Source organism: Agromyces agglutinans (assembly GCF_009647605.1).
GTDB classification, from domain to species: domain Bacteria; phylum Actinomycetota; class Actinomycetes; order Actinomycetales; family Microbacteriaceae; genus Agromyces; species Agromyces agglutinans.
Window position 1 is genome coordinate 560093 of the sequence record NZ_WJIF01000002.1, and the last position, 16627, is coordinate 576719.

The 16627-nt window shown below is 71.1% G+C and carries 18 protein-coding genes; 9 read left to right on the forward strand and 9 right to left on the reverse strand.

Annotation, left to right across the window (positions count from 1 at the left end):
• Positions 1–99 precede the first annotated feature (99 nt).
• Together GE115_RS05805 and GE115_RS05810 are read left to right on the forward strand one after the other, a co-directional pair.
• Positions 100–300: a hypothetical protein gene (locus GE115_RS05805; protein ID WP_153683797.1), complete on the forward strand. Its 201-nt coding sequence runs from the start codon at positions 100–102 to the stop codon at positions 298–300.
• A gap of 43 nt (positions 301–343) precedes the next feature.
• Positions 344–1063 (forward strand): YdeI/OmpD-associated family protein, encoded by a 720-nt coding sequence (locus GE115_RS05810; RefSeq protein WP_153683798.1) that lies wholly within the window; start codon positions 344–346, stop codon positions 1061–1063.
• A gap of 16 nt (positions 1064–1079) precedes the next feature.
• Here the strand turns inward: GE115_RS05810 and GE115_RS05815 are convergent, their stop codons facing one another.
• The 3 genes from GE115_RS05815 to paaI all read right to left on the reverse strand — a co-directional run bounded on the left by GE115_RS05815 (position 1080) and on the right by paaI (position 3680).
• Entirely contained in the window at positions 1080–1709 is a 630-nt protein-coding gene (locus GE115_RS05815; protein ID WP_153683799.1) for a TetR/AcrR family transcriptional regulator, read from the reverse strand.
• Between the two features lie 122 nt (positions 1710–1831).
• The gene (gene paaK / locus GE115_RS05820) at positions 1832–3085 is read right to left on the reverse strand and encodes a phenylacetate--CoA ligase PaaK (RefSeq protein ID WP_153683950.1); all 1254 of its coding nucleotides are present in this window, start codon (positions 3083–3085) and stop codon (positions 1832–1834) included.
• A gap of 127 nt (positions 3086–3212) precedes the next feature.
• Positions 3213–3680 (reverse strand): hydroxyphenylacetyl-CoA thioesterase PaaI, encoded by a 468-nt coding sequence (paaI, locus tag GE115_RS05825; protein ID WP_153683800.1) that lies wholly within the window; start codon positions 3678–3680, stop codon positions 3213–3215.
• Between the two features lie 124 nt (positions 3681–3804).
• On the opposite strand from paaI, the gene paaA reads away from it, so the two are divergent.
• From paaA to GE115_RS05855, 6 genes are all read left to right on the forward strand, one after another.
• Positions 3805–4785: a 1,2-phenylacetyl-CoA epoxidase subunit PaaA gene (gene paaA, locus GE115_RS05830; RefSeq protein ID WP_376765694.1), complete on the forward strand. Its 981-nt coding sequence runs from the start codon at positions 3805–3807 to the stop codon at positions 4783–4785.
• A gap of 43 nt (positions 4786–4828) precedes the next feature.
• A complete protein-coding gene (paaB, locus tag GE115_RS05835; protein WP_153683802.1) occupies positions 4829–5134 on the forward strand; it encodes a 1,2-phenylacetyl-CoA epoxidase subunit PaaB in 306 nt (101 codons plus the stop codon).
• Positions 5131–5979: a 1,2-phenylacetyl-CoA epoxidase subunit PaaC gene (gene paaC / locus GE115_RS05840; RefSeq protein ID WP_312854934.1), complete on the forward strand. Its 849-nt coding sequence runs from the start codon at positions 5131–5133 to the stop codon at positions 5977–5979. Before paaB ends, paaC begins: the two co-directional genes overlap by 4 nt.
• Positions 5973–6485, forward strand: a complete 513-nt coding sequence (paaD, locus tag GE115_RS05845) for a 1,2-phenylacetyl-CoA epoxidase subunit PaaD (RefSeq protein ID WP_153683803.1) — start codon at positions 5973–5975, stop codon at positions 6483–6485. Before paaC ends, paaD begins: the two co-directional genes overlap by 7 nt.
• Entirely contained in the window at positions 6485–7684 is a 1200-nt protein-coding gene (gene paaE, locus GE115_RS05850) for a 1,2-phenylacetyl-CoA epoxidase subunit PaaE (RefSeq protein WP_153683804.1), read from the forward strand. Before paaD ends, paaE begins: the two co-directional genes overlap by 1 nt.
• Positions 7685–7855: 171 nt before the next feature.
• Positions 7856–8647, forward strand: coding sequence for an enoyl-CoA hydratase/isomerase family protein (locus tag GE115_RS05855; protein WP_153683805.1), 792 nt, complete (start codon positions 7856–7858; stop codon positions 8645–8647).
• Between the two features lie 214 nt (positions 8648–8861).
• Here the strand turns inward: GE115_RS05855 and mnhG are convergent, their stop codons facing one another.
• From mnhG to GE115_RS05885, 6 genes are read right to left on the reverse strand one after another with little or no spacing between them, the layout of a single operon-like run.
• Positions 8862–9209 (reverse strand): monovalent cation/H(+) antiporter subunit G, encoded by a 348-nt coding sequence (gene mnhG / locus GE115_RS18770; RefSeq protein ID WP_312854935.1) that lies wholly within the window; start codon positions 9207–9209, stop codon positions 8862–8864.
• The gene (locus tag GE115_RS18775; protein WP_153683806.1) at positions 9206–9478 is read right to left on the reverse strand and encodes an MrpF/PhaF family protein; all 273 of its coding nucleotides are present in this window, start codon (positions 9476–9478) and stop codon (positions 9206–9208) included. Before GE115_RS18775 ends, mnhG begins: the two co-directional genes overlap by 4 nt.
• Positions 9475–10119: a Na+/H+ antiporter subunit E gene (locus GE115_RS05870; RefSeq protein ID WP_172979724.1), complete on the reverse strand. Its 645-nt coding sequence runs from the start codon at positions 10117–10119 to the stop codon at positions 9475–9477. The genes GE115_RS18775 and GE115_RS05870 overlap by 4 nt, the downstream gene beginning before the upstream one ends.
• Before the next feature lie 32 nt (positions 10120–10151).
• Positions 10152–11741 carry a Na+/H+ antiporter subunit D gene (locus GE115_RS05875; RefSeq protein WP_153683808.1) on the reverse strand — a complete coding sequence of 530 codons (1590 nt, stop codon included), beginning with the start codon at positions 11739–11741 and terminating at the stop codon, positions 10152–10154.
• Positions 11738–12262 (reverse strand): NADH-quinone oxidoreductase subunit K, encoded by a 525-nt coding sequence (locus GE115_RS05880; protein ID WP_153683809.1) that lies wholly within the window; start codon positions 12260–12262, stop codon positions 11738–11740. Before GE115_RS05880 ends, GE115_RS05875 begins: the two co-directional genes overlap by 4 nt.
• Positions 12259–15285 carry a Na+/H+ antiporter subunit A gene (locus GE115_RS05885; protein WP_153683810.1) on the reverse strand — a complete coding sequence of 1009 codons (3027 nt, stop codon included), beginning with the start codon at positions 15283–15285 and terminating at the stop codon, positions 12259–12261. Before GE115_RS05885 ends, GE115_RS05880 begins: the two co-directional genes overlap by 4 nt.
• Before the next feature lie 115 nt (positions 15286–15400).
• Here GE115_RS05885 and GE115_RS05890 point away from each other — a divergent pair, with 115 nt between their 5' ends.
• Complete coding sequence (locus GE115_RS05890; protein ID WP_312854936.1) at positions 15401–16627, forward strand: DUF8462 domain-containing protein; 1227 nt, start codon at positions 15401–15403, stop codon at positions 16625–16627.

Below are 16627 nucleotides of genomic sequence, written 5' to 3' on the forward strand. Positions count from 1 at the left end.
GTGCCGCCGTGCGGGCCGCCGGGGAATACGGCATCCGCCCGATGCCCGGCCGGCACCTCAGCGACGAGTCTGGGATGACCAAGCCGGATCGGAGTCGCCATGTTCATCTCGGAGTACGCCTTCCCCCACCTCGTCGCCGACCACGACGCCCGACTGGAGCGGGAACTCGAGCACCGCCGGGTCGCCGCCGAACGCCGCGAGGAGCGCGCGGTCGCCGAGGTGCCCGAGGGCTCGCACGCTCGCCGGAGCCGTCGCGCGAGCCACCGGGCCGCGTCGATGCATCGGGCGCGACCCGCTTGAGTCGAGCCTGCCGCGTGTCGGCGGGCGCTGGCAGAATCGGGCCATGAGTGCGCAGATCGGCACGCCCGGCGGTACGCCGGAACGGCCGGCCATCTTCTTCTCGGGGCCCGAAGAGTTCCGGGCCTGGCTCGAGGCGAACCACGACACGGCGACCGAGCTGTGGATGGGGCTGTACAAGCGGCACGTCGCCGATCGCCCCATCACGTGGGAGCAGGCGGTGCCCGAGGCGCTCTGCTTCGGCTGGATCGACTCGGTCGCCCAGCGCATCGACGACGACGCGGTGCGCCAACGCTGGTCTCCGCGCAAGCCCTCGAGCATCTGGTCGGCCGTCAACATCGCGCACATCGAGCGGCTCACGGCCGAGGGGCGGATGCATCCGGCCGGCATCGCCGCCTTCGAACGGCGGCGGGCCGACCGCACGGGCGTCTACTCGCACGAGAGCCCGGCGAAGGAGTGGACCGACGAGCAGGCGGCGCGCCTGGCCGCGAACCCGGCTGCCGCGGCGTTCTGGGCGGCCGCGACGCCGTCGTATCGACGGCAGGTCGCGCACTGGGTGCTCACCGCGAAGCAGGAGGCGACCCGCGAACGCCGGTTCCAGCAGGTCATCGACCAGAGCGCGGCCGGCGAGCTGGTCTCGTTCCAGCGCTACGGCGAGACGCCGAAGTGGGCGGTCAAGGCGGCCGAGGCGGCCGCCGCGGCCCGAGATGCCGAAACGCGCGACTCCCAGGGCCGCCGGGCCCCTGCGGCCGACCCCGAAGCCTGACCGCCTGCTTCGCTCCTCAGCCGAGCAGCTGTTCGACGCGGTTCGAGGTCGGCATGCGCAGGCCGTCGAGCGCGATCGCGATGACGTCGTCGGCGAGGCGGTCGGCGTCCTCCTCGCCGCCAGGGCGGTACCACTCGACGATCGAGTTGATCATCCCGAACAGCAGCCGCTCGACGATGCGCACGTCGATGTCCGAGCGCAGGGTGCCCTCGGCCTGCGCCTCGGCGACGAGGGCGGTCACGCGCTTGTCGAACGCGCGCCGGCGCCCGAGCGCGCGACGCTCGACCTCGGTGTTGCCCCGCACGCGCAGGAGCAGCGTGACCGACGGGAGCTGGTCGACGAGCACGTGCACGGCGCCGCGGAGCACGCGATCGAGCCGGTCGGCGGCGCGGGAGCCTGCGGCGTCCGTCTCGTCGACGACGCGCTCGAGCGCGCTCAGGGCGGTGTCGAGCGCGCGATCGAGGATCTCGTCCTTCGACGCGAAGTGGTGGTAGATCGCCGACTTCGAGAGGCCGAGCCGCTCGGCGAGCACGCCCATCGACGTCGCGTCGTAGCCGTACTCGTTGAAGGCCGCGATCGCGACGTCGAGGATCCCCTGCTGGTCGTAGCCGGGGCGCCCCCTGCGGAGGGATCCGTTCTCAGACATCGCCCTCATCCTCGCATCTCGCCCGTCCGGAGGGCCGTTGCGCCACTTCCGGAGTCTCCGCGCCACCTGAACCGGCGCGACGAGTGCCGAAGTGGCGCGGAGCGCAGAGGCCGCGGCGCGGCTCAGCGCAGGTCGTACACACGCCGGTACTTGCCCTCGCTGCGCGGCAGCGCGCCGGGCTCCTCGAGCTGCACCTCGACGCTCGTGCCGATGTGCACCTTGATCTTCTGGGCGAGCACGACGGCGGCCGCTTCGCAGGTCTCCCGTGAGAGGTCGGGGTGGCGTTCGATGCGCACCTTCATGGCGTCCATACGGCCGGCCTTCGTCAGCTCGAGGATGAAGTGCGGCGTCAGCGTCTCGATGCCGAGCACGAGTTCCTCGATCTGCGTCGGGAAGAGGTTCACCCCGCGCAGGATGATCATGTCGTCGTTGCGGCCGGTGATCTTCTCCATGCGGCGCATGCCGGGGCGTGCCGTGCCCGGCAGAAGGCGGGTGAGGTCGCGCGTGCGGTAGCGGATGACCGGGAACGCCTCCTTGGTGAGCGACGTGAAGACGAGCTCGCCCATCTCGCCGTCGGGCAGCGGGGTGCCGGTGTCGCCGTCGATGATCTCGGGCAGGAAGTGGTCCTCCCAGAGGTGCGGGCCGTCCTTCGTCTCGACGCACTCGTTGCCGACGCCCGGGCCCATCACCTCGCTGAGTCCGTAGATGTCGAGCGCGTCGATGCCGAGGCGCTGCTCGAGCTCGTGGCGCATCTCGTTCGTCCACGGCTCGGCGCCGAGCACGCCGACCTTCAGCGATGTCGAGCGTGGGTCGATGCCCTGCTCGACCATGCAGTCGGCGATCGTCAGCAGGTAGCTCGGCGTGCACAGGATCGCGTCGGGCTCGAAGTCGCGGATGAGCTGCACCTGGCGCGCGGTCTGCCCGCCCGACATCGGGATCACGGTCGCGCCGAGCGCCTCGATGCCCGCGTGGGCGCCGAGCCCGCCCGTGAACAGCCCGTAGCCGTACGCATTGTGCACCTTCATGCCACGCCGGATGCCGCTCGCGCGCAGTGACCGCGCGACGAGCGAAGCCCAGCGCTCGAGGTCGCCCTTCGTGTAGCCCACGACGGTCGGGCGCCCGGTGGTGCCGCTCGACGCGTGGATGCGCGCCACCTGTTCCATCGGCACGGCGAACATGCCGAACGGGTAGGTCTCGCGCAGGTCGGCCTTGGTCGTGAACGGCAGCTTCGCGATGTCGTCGAGCGAACGGATGTCACTCGGGTGCACGCCCGCCTCGTCGAACTTGCGCGTGTACAGCGGGACGTTCGCGTAGGCGTGCCGCACGGTCTGCTGCAACCGCTCGAGTTGCAGCGCCTCGAGCTCGGTGCGGGACATCCGCTCCTCGGGGTCGAGGTCGGCGGGCGCCGGCGGCGCGATGCCGGAGACGCTGGTCGTGTGGGGGAGGGTCGTCGTCGACACGGGGGGCTCCTGGGTTGGATTCGTGGTCTCGATACGCTTCGCGCTACTCGACCGACGATCGGTTGGTCGAGAGCGAGCGGCCGCGGAACTCCGCGACGGCGTCGCCGTGCTCGTCGACGATCGAGACGTCGTAGAGGCCGGTGCGGCCCGAGCGCGTGCGGCGTACCGCGGTGGCGGTGAGCGTCTGCCCGGCGACGGTCGACTTCAGGAATGTGATGTCGGCCCCGGCGGCGACGGTGACCGCGTCGTCTTCATTGCACGCGATGGCGAACGCCGTGTCGGCGAGCGTGAACACGAGCCCGCCGTGGGTGATGCGGAACCCGTTCGTCATGTCCTCGCGCACGCGCATCGACACGACCGCGAGGCCGGGTTCGTCGCGTTCGACGACCATGCCGAGCGAGGCGGAGGCGAGGTCGCGCTGCATCATCGCGCGGGTCGGGCGCGGGGCATCCGTCGCCGGATCGCCGGCCTCGGTTGCTTCGGCGGTGGCTTGCGTTGCGGCATCCGTCATTGGCGACTCCTCATCGAGTTCGGCGCCCGTTGCAGCGGCGCTGGAATCGACTATATACTAACTGAACGATCGGTTAGTAATACCGGATGCCACGCGTTCGGTACCGAGCACACAGGAGTCGATGATGACCGCACCCGCAGACCTGAGCGTGGCCGGCGACCCGCAGGCCGCCGAGGCCGGCCGGGCCCGGTTCGACGAGCTCATCGCGGCAGACTCGCGCGTCGAGCCCCGCGACTGGATGCCCGAGGCGTACCGCAAGACCCTCATCCGCCAGATCAGCCAGCACGCGCACTCCGAGATCATCGGCATGCAGCCCGAGTCGAACTGGATCACGCGCGCGCCGAGCCTGAAGCGCAAGGCGATCCTCATGGCCAAGGTGCAGGACGAGGCGGGCCACGGCCTCTACCTCTACTCGGCCGCGCAGACGCTCGGCATCTCGCGCGACGAGATGATGGCCCAGCTCATCGAGGGCCGCGCGCGCTACTCGTCGATCTTCAACTACCCGACGCCGACGTGGGCCGACATGGGTGCGATCGGATGGCTCGTCGACGGCGCCGCGATCTGCAACCAGGTGCCGCTGTGCCGGGCGTCGTACGGTCCGTACGGGCGCGCGATGGTGCGCATCTGCAAGGAGGAGTCGTTCCACCAGCGGCAGGGATTCGAGATCCTGCTCGAGCTCATGCAGGGCACCGAGGCGCAGCGACAGATGGCGCAGGACGCGGTGGACCGCTGGTACTGGCCGAGCCTCATGATGTTCGGCCCGCCCGACGAGCAGTCGCCGAACTCGGCGCAGTCGATGGCGTGGAACATCAAGCGGTTCTCGAACGACGACCTGCGCCAGCGCTTCGTCGGCATGCTCGTGCCGCAGGCCGAGGTGCTCGGCGTCACCCTGCCCGACCCGAACCTCGCCTGGAACGAGGCCGAGCAGCGCTACGACATGAGCGAGATCGACTGGACCGAGTTCGAGGAGGTGCTCGCCGGCCGCGGTCCCGCGAACGCCGAGCGCCTGCGGCGTCGCCGCGAGGCCCACGACGAGGGCGCGTGGGTGCGCGAAGCCGCCGCCGAGTACGCCCGCAAGCAGGCCGAGCAGAGCGCCGCGGCATGACCGGCGGTCGAGTGCAGCGCATCGAGACCTCGAGGAGACCTTCATGAGCACCCCCGGCGAGACGGGCACCGAGCCCTGGCCCCTCTGGGAGGTCTTCGTCCGCGCCAACCGCGGCCTCAGCCACGTGCACGTCGGGTCGCTGCACGCGCCCGACGCCGACATGGCCGTGCGCAATGCGCGCGACCTCTACACGCGCCGCAACGAGGGCGTGTCGATCTGGGTCGTGCCCGCCGTCGCGATCACCACGAGCGACCCCGACGCGAAGGGCGCGTTCTTCGAGAGCCCGGCGGGCAAGAACTACCGGCACGCCGTGTACTACACGAAGTCCGAGGGGGTGAAGCACCTGTGAGCGAGCAGACCCACGGCGACGTCACCGTCGACCGGGTCGAGCTCGCCGAGGAGCTCGCCGGTGCCGGCCTCACCGGCACCGGTTCCACCGCGTCACCGGATGCCGCGGAGTACGCCCTCCGGCTCGGCGACGACGCCCTCGTGCTCGCGCAGCGGCTCGGCATGTGGATCACGCGCGCCCCCGAGCTCGAGGAGGACGTCGCCCTCGGCAACATCGGCCTCGACCTCATCGGTCACGCCCGCTCGCTGCTGCACTACGCGGGCACCGCCACGGGACGCACCGAAGACGACCTCGCCTACTGGCGCGACGAACCCGAGTGGCGCAACGCCTGGCTGTTCGAGCAGCCCAACGGCGACTTCGCGCACACGATCGCGCGTCAGCTCGTGGCATCCGCCTACCTGTTCGAGCTCTACGGCGACCTCGCCGACTCGACCGACCCGACGCTCGCCGCGATCGCGGCGAAAGCGGTGAAGGAGGTCGACTACCACCGCGACCACGCCGTGCAGTGGACCCTGCGGCTCGCGGGCGGCACCGACGAGTCGCGCCGGCGCATGATCGTCGCGATCGCCGACACCTGGCCGTACGTCGACGAGCTGTTCGAGGACGACGAGCTCGTCGAGCGCCTCGAAGCCTCCGGCGTCGCGGTGCGGCCGTCGTCGCTCCGCGAGCGGTTCGACGCCGCGATCGACGCGGTGTTCGACGAGGCGCGCCTCGAGCGGCCCACCGGTCGCACGGCGTTCATCGCCGCGGGCCGCGGTCGGCACGGCGGCCACACCGAGCACCTCGGTCCGCTCCTCGCGGAGATGCAGGTGCTGGCGCGACAGCATCCGGGGGCGTCATGGTGACGGGCGCGGTGGCTCGGCCCACGGCGGCCGACGTCTGGGCGGTCGCGGCGACGGTGACCGATCCCGAGATCCCGGTGCTCACCATCGAAGACCTGGGCGTGCTGCGCTCGGTCGAGGTCGGCGACGACGGCGCGGTGCGCGTCGCGCTGACGCCGACGTACAGCGGATGCCCCGCGCTCGACGCGATGCGCGACGACGTGCTGCTCGCGCTCACGCACGCGGGGTTCGACGACGTCACCGTCGACCTCGTGCTCGCACCAGCGTGGACCACCGACTGGATGACCGAGGCCGGCAAGGAGAAGCTGCGCCGCTACGGCATCCAGGCGCCGACGGGCAAGGCCGCCGCACGCGACGCCGGGCCCGTGCGCGTGCAGCTGGCCGTCAAGTGCCCCCGCTGCGACTCGCTGAACACGCGCGAGCTCGCCCGCTTCGGGTCGACGTCGTGCAAGGCGCTGTACGAGTGCCGCGACTGCCTCGAGCCCTTCGACTACTTCAAGGTGCTCTGATGGCGGCCGCGAACCTCGGCGCCACCCGACCGGCGGTGGATGTCGCCGAGGCGTTCCTCGCCGCGACGGTCGGGGGCGAGGCATCCGCCCGCTCGACGCGCCGTCGCGCGCGCTTCCACACGCTCGAGGTCGCCGAGGTGCGCCCGCTCACCGCCGACTCGGTCGAGGTGACCTTCGCGGTGCCCGAAGACCTCGTCGACGAGTACGACTACCTGCCGGGCCAGTACGTCGCGCTCCGCAAGGAACTCGAAGGCCACGAGCGCCGGCGCAGCTACTCGATCTGCCGACCTCCAGAGCGCTCGGCGGGCGGCACCGGCAGCATCTCGGTCGCGATCAAGCGCGACCTCGGCGGGCTCTTCTCGACGTGGGCGAACGCCGAGCTGAAGGCCGGTGACACGCTCGACGTGATGAGCCCGCAGGGCACGTTCACGTCGACCCTGGCCGATCTCGACGGCCGCCGCGTGGTCGGCATCGCCGCGGGAAGCGGCATCACCCCGCTCATGGCCCTGGCGCACACCGTGCTCGCGCGCTCCGACGACTCGACGTTCGAGCTCGTCTACACGAACCGGTCGACGCTCGACGTGATGTTCCTCGAGGAACTCGCCGACCTGAAGGACCGCTACCCCGCCCGCCTCGCGGTGCACCACGTGCTCTCGCGCGAGCAGCGCACCGCGCCGCTGCTCTCCGGGCGCATCGACCAGCAGAAGCTCGAGACGATGCTCGACCTGCTGATCCGCCCCGAGACGGTCGACGAGTGGTTCCTGTGCGGGCCGTTCGAGCTCGTGCAGCTCGCGCGCGACACGCTCGAGGCGCGCGGCGTCGATGCGAGGCACATCCGCTACGAGCTGTTCACGACCGACGCCGACCGGGTCGAGCCGCGCCACGGGCGGCCGGTCGTGATCGAGCAGGGCGAGCAGACGTATGCCGTCGAGTTCACGCTCGATGGGCAGTCCTCGACGGTCGAGTCGCCCGTGTCGGCGAACGAGTCGATCCTCAACGCCGCGCTGCGCGTTCGCCCCGACGTGCCGTTCGCGTGCGCGGGCGGCGTCTGCGGCACCTGCCGGGCGCGAGTCGTCGACGGCAGCGTGCGGATGACCGAGAACTACGCGCTCGAGCCCGACGAGCTCGACGCCGGATACGTGCTCACCTGCCAGTCGCACCCGACGAGCGACCGCGTGGTGGTCGACTATGACGTCTGACGCCCCCGCGCCGGGCCTCGCGCGCCCGGCCCTTGCCCGCGGCATCCGATCGCCGACTGATGACGATCTGCCACCGGGCGGCCGCCATTTCGACCTCGCTCGCGACATCTCGTCATCACTCGGCGCGAGAGTGGGGCGGGAGAGACCGGAGAGGGAGCGAACGGAGTGGGGATGATCGAGTTCAACGTCGACCGTGAGGCGCACGTCGCCGAGGTCGTGCTGAACGCACCGGAGAAGCTGAACGCGCTCGACGAGGCCGCGCTGGGCGAGCTCGCCGACGCCTACCGCGAGGCCGAGCGGCTGGCCGATCGCGGGGACATCCGGGCGCTGGTGCTCCGCGGCGAGGGCCGCGCGTTCTGCGCCGGTCGCGACATCTCGGGCGTCGACCCGCGCGAGGACGACGTGCTCGGCTACCTCGGCGGCCGAGTCGAGCCGCTGCTGCAGCTGATGGCGGGCCTGCCCGTGCCGACCTTCGCGGTCGCGCACGGCGCGTGCCTCGGCGTCGGGCTCGGCCTCCTCATCGCGAGCGACATCGTGTACGTCGCCGACTCTGCGAAGATCGGGTCGCCGTTCGCCAACCTCGGCGCGACGCTCGACTCGGGTGGGCACGCCCTGTTCGTCGAACGCCTGGGCGCCCATCGGACGATGGACCTCATCGTGACCGGGCGGCTGATGACGGGCGAGGAGGCGGTCGCCGCGGGCCTGTTCTCGCGTGCGTTCCCGGCCGACGAGGTGACGGATGCCACGCGCGCCGCGGCGCGCACCGCGGCGCAGGGCGCGACGCAGGCGTTCGTCGCGTCGAAGCGGCTCGTCGCCGCGCTCCGCGACGACCGCCTGGGCCTCTGGGCGTCGATGGCCGAGGAGAACCGCGCGCAGGCCGCGCTCTGCGACACCGCCGACTACCGCGAGGGCTTCGCGGCGTTCCAGGCGAAGCGCAGGCCGGAGTTCACCGGCCGGGGCTGAGGCCCCGGCCCAGTGCCCGCTCCGCCCCAGTGCCCTGTGGCCCCCAGTGCCCCGTGGCCCCGGTCCGCCCCATTCAGGAACTTCCAGCGCGCAGCCCGCGTGCCGCCGGCGGTTCCACGGCGTGTCGCGCCGTTCTTCCTGAATGCGAATTCGGGTCGTCGAGCGGGCGAGGTCGGGCGGGGGAATGACGGCGGTGCCGAGCGCCGAGCGCCCGTCAGGACTGCGCGTGCTCCTCGATGTCGCGCTCGAGGTCGTCCTCGATGAGCAGGTCGCGGCGCACGTGGTCGGTGCGGTAGGCGCTGCGTCCGAGCATGTGCGCGGTCATGGGCTGGGTCAGGAGCTGGAACGTCATGATCAGCACGGCGGTGGTCACGACCCCCCAGGTCGGCACCCGCAGCACGATCGCGAGCAGCACGGCGGCGAGGCCGAACACCTGCGGCTTGGTCGCGGCGTGCAGGCGGGTCAGCACGTCGGGGAAGCGGAGGATGCCGATGCCGGCCGCCATCGAGAGGAACGCGCTCACGAGGATGAGCACGCCGACGACGATCTCGACCGCGTTCACGAGGCATCCTGCTTCGCCATGAACCGCGCGATCGAGATGGAGCCGACGACGGCGAACATCGCGAGGACGAGCAGCACCACGAGCGTGTCGGTGTGCCGGTTGATCGCCATCTCGGCGCCGAGCCCGCACATCGCGATGGCGAGCAGCACGTCGGTCGCGAGCGCGCGGTCGAGGATGGACGGGCCGCGGATGATGCGGATCACGGCCGCGATCGCGCCGATGCCGAACATGATGCCGGCCGCGATGCTGATCCAGTTCAGGAAGGTCATCGGTGCTCCTCCGTTCGGGCGGCCCGCCGCTCGCGTCGCTCCTGCCGCACCGAGGCGGCCTGCTCGTGCGTGCCCATCGCGAGCACGATGCGCTCCTCGGTGCCGAGCACGTGCCGGCGGGTGCGGTGCACGTCGGCGGCCGTGCGGGTGCCGAGCGCGTGCAGGTAGAGCAGCCCGCGCTCGCGGTCGATGTCGACGACCACCGTGCCCGGCACGACCGAGATCGCCTCGGCCGTCAGCGTGGTCACGAGGTCGCTGCGGGTGTGCAGCTGCACCGCGATGATCGAGTTCATCGGCTTCCACCACGGCCAGATGGCGAGCACGGCGACCTGCACCGACGCCGACACGACGTCGAACATCATGCGCAGGCCGAGCAGGAGCCCGCGCCACGGATTGAAGCGCCCGGAGAGCAGCACGGGCGGCAGGTAGAGCGCGCGGGTCACTCCGATCGCCAGCAGGACGCCGGTCACGACCGTGAGGACGTCGATGTGGTCCCACAGCATGATCCAGAGCAGCACGAGCGCGCCGAGCAGCGGCAGCTGCCGCCAGACCGAACGCCATCGCGAAGGCTCGTGGTCCTCCCGGCGTGGAGCGCTCGTCGCCGAACCCTCGTGGTGCGGCATGGGCTGGGCGGGAGGCATCCCGCCCGCCGACTCGCGACCCGGCCCGCCGCTCATCGGATGCCCCCGGGGAAGACGAGCGAGATGTACGTCTCGGGATCGGTGAGGTTCGCCGAGGCGCGGCCCGCGAGGTCGAAGAGCGGTCCGGCGAACACGGTCAGCAGCAGGGTGACGGCGACGAGGGCGGTCGTCGCGGTGACCATGAGCCACGGCGTCGTGCGCGTGGCCGTGGTGGTGGGCGCGGCGCCCTCCCACTCCTGCACCGAGTTCAGCAGCACCGACTCGTACCCCTCGAGCTCGTCGCGGCCTCGCCAGAACGCCATGTTCCAGAACCGGGTCAGTGCGTACAGGGTGATGAGCGACGTCGCGGCGCCCGCGGCGATGACGGCCCAGGTGAGCCAGGCCGGTCCGCCGACGGCCTCGGGTGCGCCCTCGGCTCCGGCGACGAACAGGCCGACCTTGCCGATGAATCCCGAGAACGGCGGGATGCCGCCGAGGTTCAGCGCCGGGATGAAGAACAGGATGGCCAGCAGCGGCGACGCCTTGAGCAGGCCCGCGAGCCCGTTGATCGACGTCGCCCCGCCGAAGCGCTCGATGAGCCCCGTCGTGAGGAACAGCGCCGTCTGCACCGTGATGTGGTGCACGACGTAGTAGATCGTCGCTGCGAGGCCGAGTTCCGTCGCCAGTCCGATGCCGAAGATCATGTAGCCGATGTGGCTGACCAGCGTGAACGACAGCAGTCGCTTGATGTCGGCCTGGGTGAGCGCGCCGAGGATGCCGACGACCATGGTGAGCCCGCCGACCACGAGCAGCAGCGTCGACAGGTCGTGCTCGCTGAAGATGACCGTCTCGGTGCGGATGATGGCGTACACGCCGACCTTGGTGAGCAGGCCTGCGAACACGGCGGTGACCGGCGCGGGCGCCGTCGGGTACGAGTCGGGCAGCCAGAACGAGAGCGGGAACACCGCGGCCTTGATGCCGAACGCGAGCAGCAGCAGCAGGTGCAGGATCAGCTGCACGCCCTCGGGCAGCTCGGCGAGGCGCACCGAGAGCTGGGCGATGTTCGCCGTGCCGGTCGCGCCGTAGATGAGCGCGATCGCCGACAGGAAGAACAGCGACGAGACGAGGCTCACGATGATGTACGTGACGCCCGCGCGGATGCGCTCGCCCGTGCCGCCGAGGGTCAGCAGCACGTAGCTCGCCGACAGCAGGATCTCGAAGCCGACGTAGAGGTTGAACAGGTCACCCGCGATGAAGGCGTTGAACACCCCCGCCGACAGGATCAGGTACGACGGGTGGAAGATCGACACGGGCGTCTCACGGTGCTGGTCGGCGATGCCCTGGCCGACCGCGTAGACGAGGACGCCGAGCAGCACGAGCGCCGAGATCAGCAGCATGATCGCCGAGAGGCGGTCGACCACGAGCACGATGCCGTGCGGGGGAGCCCAGCCGCCGACCGCGACCACCACGCCCTCGCCGGTCGAGTCGATGATCGCGAGCAGCACCGCCGCGATCGCCGCGACCGCGATGAGCACGGTCGTCGACACGGCCATCTGCGCGCGCCGGTGCCGGCCGAGGATCAGGGCGAGCGCGGCGCCGATCAGCGGCAGCAGCACCACGAGGGGAACCAGGATGCCGGTCATCGGTCGCCATCCCCTCGGTCGCGGCTCCGGTCTCGATACGCGCCTTCGCCACTGGTCGACCATCGGACGCGGGACGACGGCTCCTCGTCGCTCGCGTCGATCATCTGCTGGATGGCGAGGTCGTCGGCCGCCGACGAGCGGAGGAGGTCTGCCGCCTCCTCGGCGTCTTCGGCGAGCTCGGCCTCGTCGTCGACGAGGTCGCCCTTCTCGCCCAGCTGCGCGAGCCACCACGAGCGGTAGATCAGGGCGAGCATGAACGCCGTGATGCCGAGGTTGATCACGATCGCGGTGAGCACGAACGCCTGCGGCAGCGGGTCGGAGATCTCCGATTCGTCGACGCCCTCGCCGAGGATCGGCGCGAGCCCGGGCGACCCGCTCATCAGGTAGATCAGGATGTTCACCGCGTTGCCGACGAGGAGGAACCCGATGAGCACGCGGGTGAGGCTGCGCTCGAGCATGATCGCGATGCCCGCGCCGAACAGCACGGCCATGAGCACGATGAGCGTGAGCGATGCGGTCATGCGCCAGACCCCCCGCCCTGGGTCGCGGCGGCGACCTCCCCGGTCGCGGCGCCCTCGGCCTGGCCCTCGCCGTGCTCGACCCCGCCGAATCCAGGATGCTCGTCCTCGGCCTCCTCCTCTTGCCGGTCGATCTCGGCGCCGAGCGCGCGCAGGATGTCGAGCACGAGCCCGATCACCACCATGTAGACGCCGATGTCGAAGAGGGTCGAGGTGCCGATCGAGAGCGTGCCGAGCACGGGCACGTCGAGCTCGAACCAGCTCGACTCGAACACCGTGAGGCCGAGGAAGAGCGACGAGGCCGCGGTGCCGGCCGCGAGCAGCAGCCCGGCGCCGAGGAGGTGCCCGGCGTCGACCGGTGCGGCCTCGCCGAGTTCGTAGCGACCGCCCGCGAGGTAGCGCGCGACGAGCGCGAGGCCTGCGAGCAGGCCGCCCGCGAAGCCGCCGCCCGGTGCGTTGTGGCCGACGAACAGCAGGTACACCGACACGACGATCGCCGGGTGGAACAGCAACCGCACGAGCACCTCGATGAGGATCGAACGGCGCCGTGGCGAGAGCGTGCGCCCCGCGAGCAGCCAGGTCTGACGCGTCTCGGCGGCCTCGGCCGCGGCATCCGTCTCGCCGTCGACCTCGGCGAGGCTCGGCCGCGCCGCGCGGATGCTCGACGCCTTCTCGGGCACCGGCCGGAGCCGGTCTCGGCGGTTCGGCTGCACGTCGAGTCGCGGTGCCCCGCCCGTGCGGCCCGACACGAAGATCAGGCTCGCGACGCCCGTGGCGACCGCGACGAGCACCGAGATCTCCCCGAGCGTGTCCCAGGCGCGCAGGTCGACCAGCATGACGTTCACGATGTTCTTGCCGTGCGCTTCGATCGCCAGCGCCGGCAGCCCCTCGGCGATGGTCGGCTCGATCCGCGCGCCGAGCGCGATGAATCCGACGAGGCCCATGACCGCGCCCGCGACGCCGCCGATGATGCCGCGCGCGAGCTTGTGCACGGGTGGATGCCGCTGCGCGATCTGCTTGGGCAGGCGCCGCAGCACGAGCACGAACACGACGATCACGATGGTCTCGACGAGCGCCTGCGTGAGCGCGAGGTCGGGTGCGCCCGACATGCCGAACAGCAGCACGAGCCCGTAGCCCGTGACGCTCACGAGCAGCACGGCGGTCATGCGCTGGCGCACGACGGCCGCGGCGATCGCCGCGACGGCCATGACGAACGCGAGGAACGGCTGCGACGGGTAGTCCCACAGTCGCACGGTGCCGGGCCAGGCCGTGTTCGCGACGCCCGCGATGCCGAGTCCGCCGATGAACACCAGCACGATGAGCGCGACATAGCCGGGCAGGCCGCGCTGCTGGATGGCGGTGGTCACCGCGGCGGCGAACCGGTCGACGACCGACACGATGCCGAGGTAGCCGCGGCTGGAGTCGACGAGGGGCGGCAGCGAGGCCTGCATGCGCGCGACGCGCGCGCGGCCCCACACGAGCAGCGCGCCGAGGGCGAACACCGCGAGCGAGAGCCAGAGCGCCGGTTCGAACCCGTGCCAGAGCGCGAGGTGGTAGTCATGCGAGCCGGGGAACTCGTCGGCGTAGGCGGCCAGCAGCGGCTCGATGCCGGCGATCGCGAACGCGCCCACGAGGCCCGCGACGGCCAGCAGTCCGGGTGCGAGCCCGCTCCACGGGCTCATCCGGTGCAGCGTCGCCGGCGCGGCATCCGCTCGCGTGAAGAATGCACCCCAGACGAACCGCACGCTGTACGCGACGGTGAGCACGGATCCGAGGAACGCCGCCGCCAGCGCGAGCCAGCCCCACGCCGCGAAGCCGGATGCCCCGTGCGCCGCCTCCTCGAGGAACGCGGTGAACACGCCCTCCTTGGCGACGAAGCCGAGCAGCGGCGGGACGCCCGCCATCGACGCGGCCGCGAGGAACGCGATCGTGGCGACCACGGGCATGCGGCGGCCGAGTCCCGAGAGCTTGCGCCAGTCGCGCGTGCCGGCGGTGTGGTCGACGATGCCGACCACGAGGAACAGCGCGGCCTTGAACAGCGCGTGCGCGAGCAGCAGCGCGACGCCCGCGAGCGCGGCGTCGCGCGTGCCGAAGCCGGTGACGAGCACGAGGAAGCCGAGCTGGCTGACCGTGCCGTACGCGAGCATGAGCTTCAGGTCGTACTGGCGCAGCGCCCGCCAGCCGCCGACGAGCATGGTGAGTCCGCCGAGCAGCACGATGATCGGATGCCACACCGCGAGGTCGGCGTACCCGGGCGCGAGCCGGGCGACGAGGTAGACGCCGGCCTTCACCATGGCCGCGGCGTGCAGGTAGGCGCTGACGGGCGTCGGCGCGGCCATGGCCGCCGGCAGCCAGAAGTGGAACGGCACGAGCGCGCTCTTCGAGATCGCGCCGACGAGCACGAGGGCGATGCCCCACTCGCCGGCGACCCCGGTCACCGGCTCGGCGATCAGGGCCGACAGCGACGTCGTGCCGCCCTCGACGGAGAGCAGCACCAGGCCGACGAGCATGGCGAGGCCGCCGAACGTGGTCACGGTGAGCGCCTGGAGGGCGGCTCCGCGGCTCTCCTTGCGGCCGGTGTAGTGGCCGATCAGGAGGTACGAGAGCACGCTCGTCGCCTCCCAGAACGTGAACAGCACGAAGACGTCGTCGGCGGTCACGAGGCCGAGCATCACCCCGGCGAACGCGAGGAGCAGCGCGGCGAAGCGGCCGAGCGCGGGCTCGTCGTCGTCGAAGTACCACGTGCAGTAGGCGAGCACGAGGGCGCCGATGCCCGTCACGATGAGCGCGAGCAGCATCGCGAGCGCGTCGAGGCGGAAGCTCAGCGCGATGTCGAGGGCGGGGATCCACTCGACGGTCTCGGTCACGGGCGTGCCGGCCAGCACGCCGGGCAGCCAGGTCAGCAGCACCACGAAGACGGCGGCGGGCAGCAGGGCCAGGACGAGGAAGACGCGCCGGCCCATGAACCTCGTCAGGAGGGGCGTCAGCAGGGCGAGGGCACCGAAGGCGGCGAGGCTGAAGATCATCCATCCTCCTCCACGCCGCACCCGAATCGAATCGCCAGTCTATCGAAGATTTCGGGGCTTTAGTTCGATTTATTCAATCTTCATAAAGTTGCCTAAACGTCGTAAACTCCGACACGTGGACAGCATCAGCAATCCCTACACGCCGAATGCGGGCGCGACGCCCGAGGTCGTCGTCGGGCGCGACGACCAGCTCGAGGCGTTCGACGTGCTGCTGCGCCGGCTGGAGCGGGGGCGCACCGAGCAGTCGATGATCCTCACCGGCCTCCGCGGCGTCGGCAAGACGGTGCTGCTCGGCCGGTTCGGCGACCTCGCACGCACCGCCGGCTGGGAGGTGGTCGAGATCGAGGCGGTCAAGCACGACGACCGGCGATTCCGGCAGGCCATGTTCTCGCAGCTCAAGGCCGCACTGCTGCGGCTCTCGCCGCGTGCTCGCTGGACCGAACGGGGCCGGCGGGCCGCCGAGGTGCTGAGCGCGTTCGCCGTCTCGGTCGACCTCGACGGCACCTTCAGCGTCTCATGGGACGTGCCGCCCGCCGAGGGTGCGGGTGACCACGGCGACCTCGCGATGGACCTCACCGACGTGTTCGTCGCGCTCGGCGAAGCGGCACAGGAGCAGGGAAGAGGCGTCGCGCTCCTCATCGACGAGGTGCAATTCCTCGGCCGAAGCCAGCTCGAAGCGCTCATCCAGGCGGTGCACAAGACCGTGCAGCGAAAGCTCCCGATCACCTTCGTCGGCGCAGGTCTTCCGCAGATCGCCGAACTCGCAGGCGACGCGAAGTCCTATGCCGAGCGCCTCTTCACCTTTCCGCGCATCGGGTCGCTCGAGGGCGAAGCCGCGCGCCGCGCGCTGTCCGCGCCCGCGGCCGTCGAGGGCGTCGTGTTCGACGACGATGCCATCGACCTCGCCATGGAGATCACGCAGGGTTACCCGTATTTCATCCAGGAGCTCGGGTATCAGGTGTGGTCGATCGCGCAGGACGGCGTCGTTCACCGCGACGATGTCGAGATCGCCCGCGAGGCGTACGACGCCAAGCTCGACAGCGCATTCTTCCGTGTGCGGCTCGACCGGGCGACACCGCTGCAGACCGCGTACCTGCGGGCCATGGCCGAGCTCGGTCCCGCCCCGCAGAAGGCCGCCGACGTCGCGCGGGTGATGGGGCGCGAGTCGACGCAGGTCGGTCCGACCCGTGCTGAGCTCGTCGACATGGGTCTGCTCTATACGCCCGAGCACGGCTACGCCGCGTTCACGGTGCCCGACTTCGACCGGTTCATCCTGCGAGCGGTGCCCGAGCTGCACGTGCCCGAGATCCAGAAGCGCCGCCGCCGCGACGACGAGGCGTGA

Bases quoted from the DNA above. Each gene is read 5' to 3' on its own strand.
- GE115_RS05805 (WP_153683797.1), top strand. From the start codon at position 100: ATGTTCATCTCGGAGTACGCCTTCCCCCACCTCGTCGCCGACCACGAC.
- GE115_RS05810 (WP_153683798.1), top strand. From the start codon at position 344: ATGAGTGCGCAGATCGGCACGCCCGGCGGTACGCCGGAACGGCCGGCC.
- GE115_RS05815 (WP_153683799.1), bottom strand. From the start codon at position 1,709: ATGTCTGAGAACGGATCCCTCCGCAGGGGGCGCCCCGGCTACGACCAG.
- paaK (WP_153683950.1), bottom strand. From the start codon at position 3,085: ATGTCCCGCACCGAGCTCGAGGCGCTGCAACTCGAGCGGTTGCAGCAG.
- paaI (WP_153683800.1), bottom strand. From the start codon at position 3,680: ATGACGGATGCCGCAACGCAAGCCACCGCCGAAGCAACCGAGGCCGGC.
- paaA (WP_376765694.1), top strand. From the start codon at position 3,805: ATGACCGCACCCGCAGACCTGAGCGTGGCCGGCGACCCGCAGGCCGCC.
- paaB (WP_153683802.1), top strand. From the start codon at position 4,829: ATGAGCACCCCCGGCGAGACGGGCACCGAGCCCTGGCCCCTCTGGGAG.
- paaD (WP_153683803.1), top strand. From the start codon at position 5,973: ATGGTGACGGGCGCGGTGGCTCGGCCCACGGCGGCCGACGTCTGGGCG.
- paaE (WP_153683804.1), top strand. From the start codon at position 6,485: ATGGCGGCCGCGAACCTCGGCGCCACCCGACCGGCGGTGGATGTCGCC.
- GE115_RS05855 (WP_153683805.1), top strand. From the start codon at position 7,856: ATGATCGAGTTCAACGTCGACCGTGAGGCGCACGTCGCCGAGGTCGTG.
- GE115_RS18775 (WP_153683806.1), bottom strand. From the start codon at position 9,478: ATGACCTTCCTGAACTGGATCAGCATCGCGGCCGGCATCATGTTCGGC.
- GE115_RS05870 (WP_172979724.1), bottom strand. From the start codon at position 10,119: ATGCCTCCCGCCCAGCCCATGCCGCACCACGAGGGTTCGGCGACGAGC.
- GE115_RS05875 (WP_153683808.1), bottom strand. From the start codon at position 11,741: ATGACCGGCATCCTGGTTCCCCTCGTGGTGCTGCTGCCGCTGATCGGC.
- GE115_RS05880 (WP_153683809.1), bottom strand. From the start codon at position 12,262: ATGACCGCATCGCTCACGCTCATCGTGCTCATGGCCGTGCTGTTCGGC.
- GE115_RS05885 (WP_153683810.1), bottom strand. From the start codon at position 15,285: ATGATCTTCAGCCTCGCCGCCTTCGGTGCCCTCGCCCTGCTGACGCCC.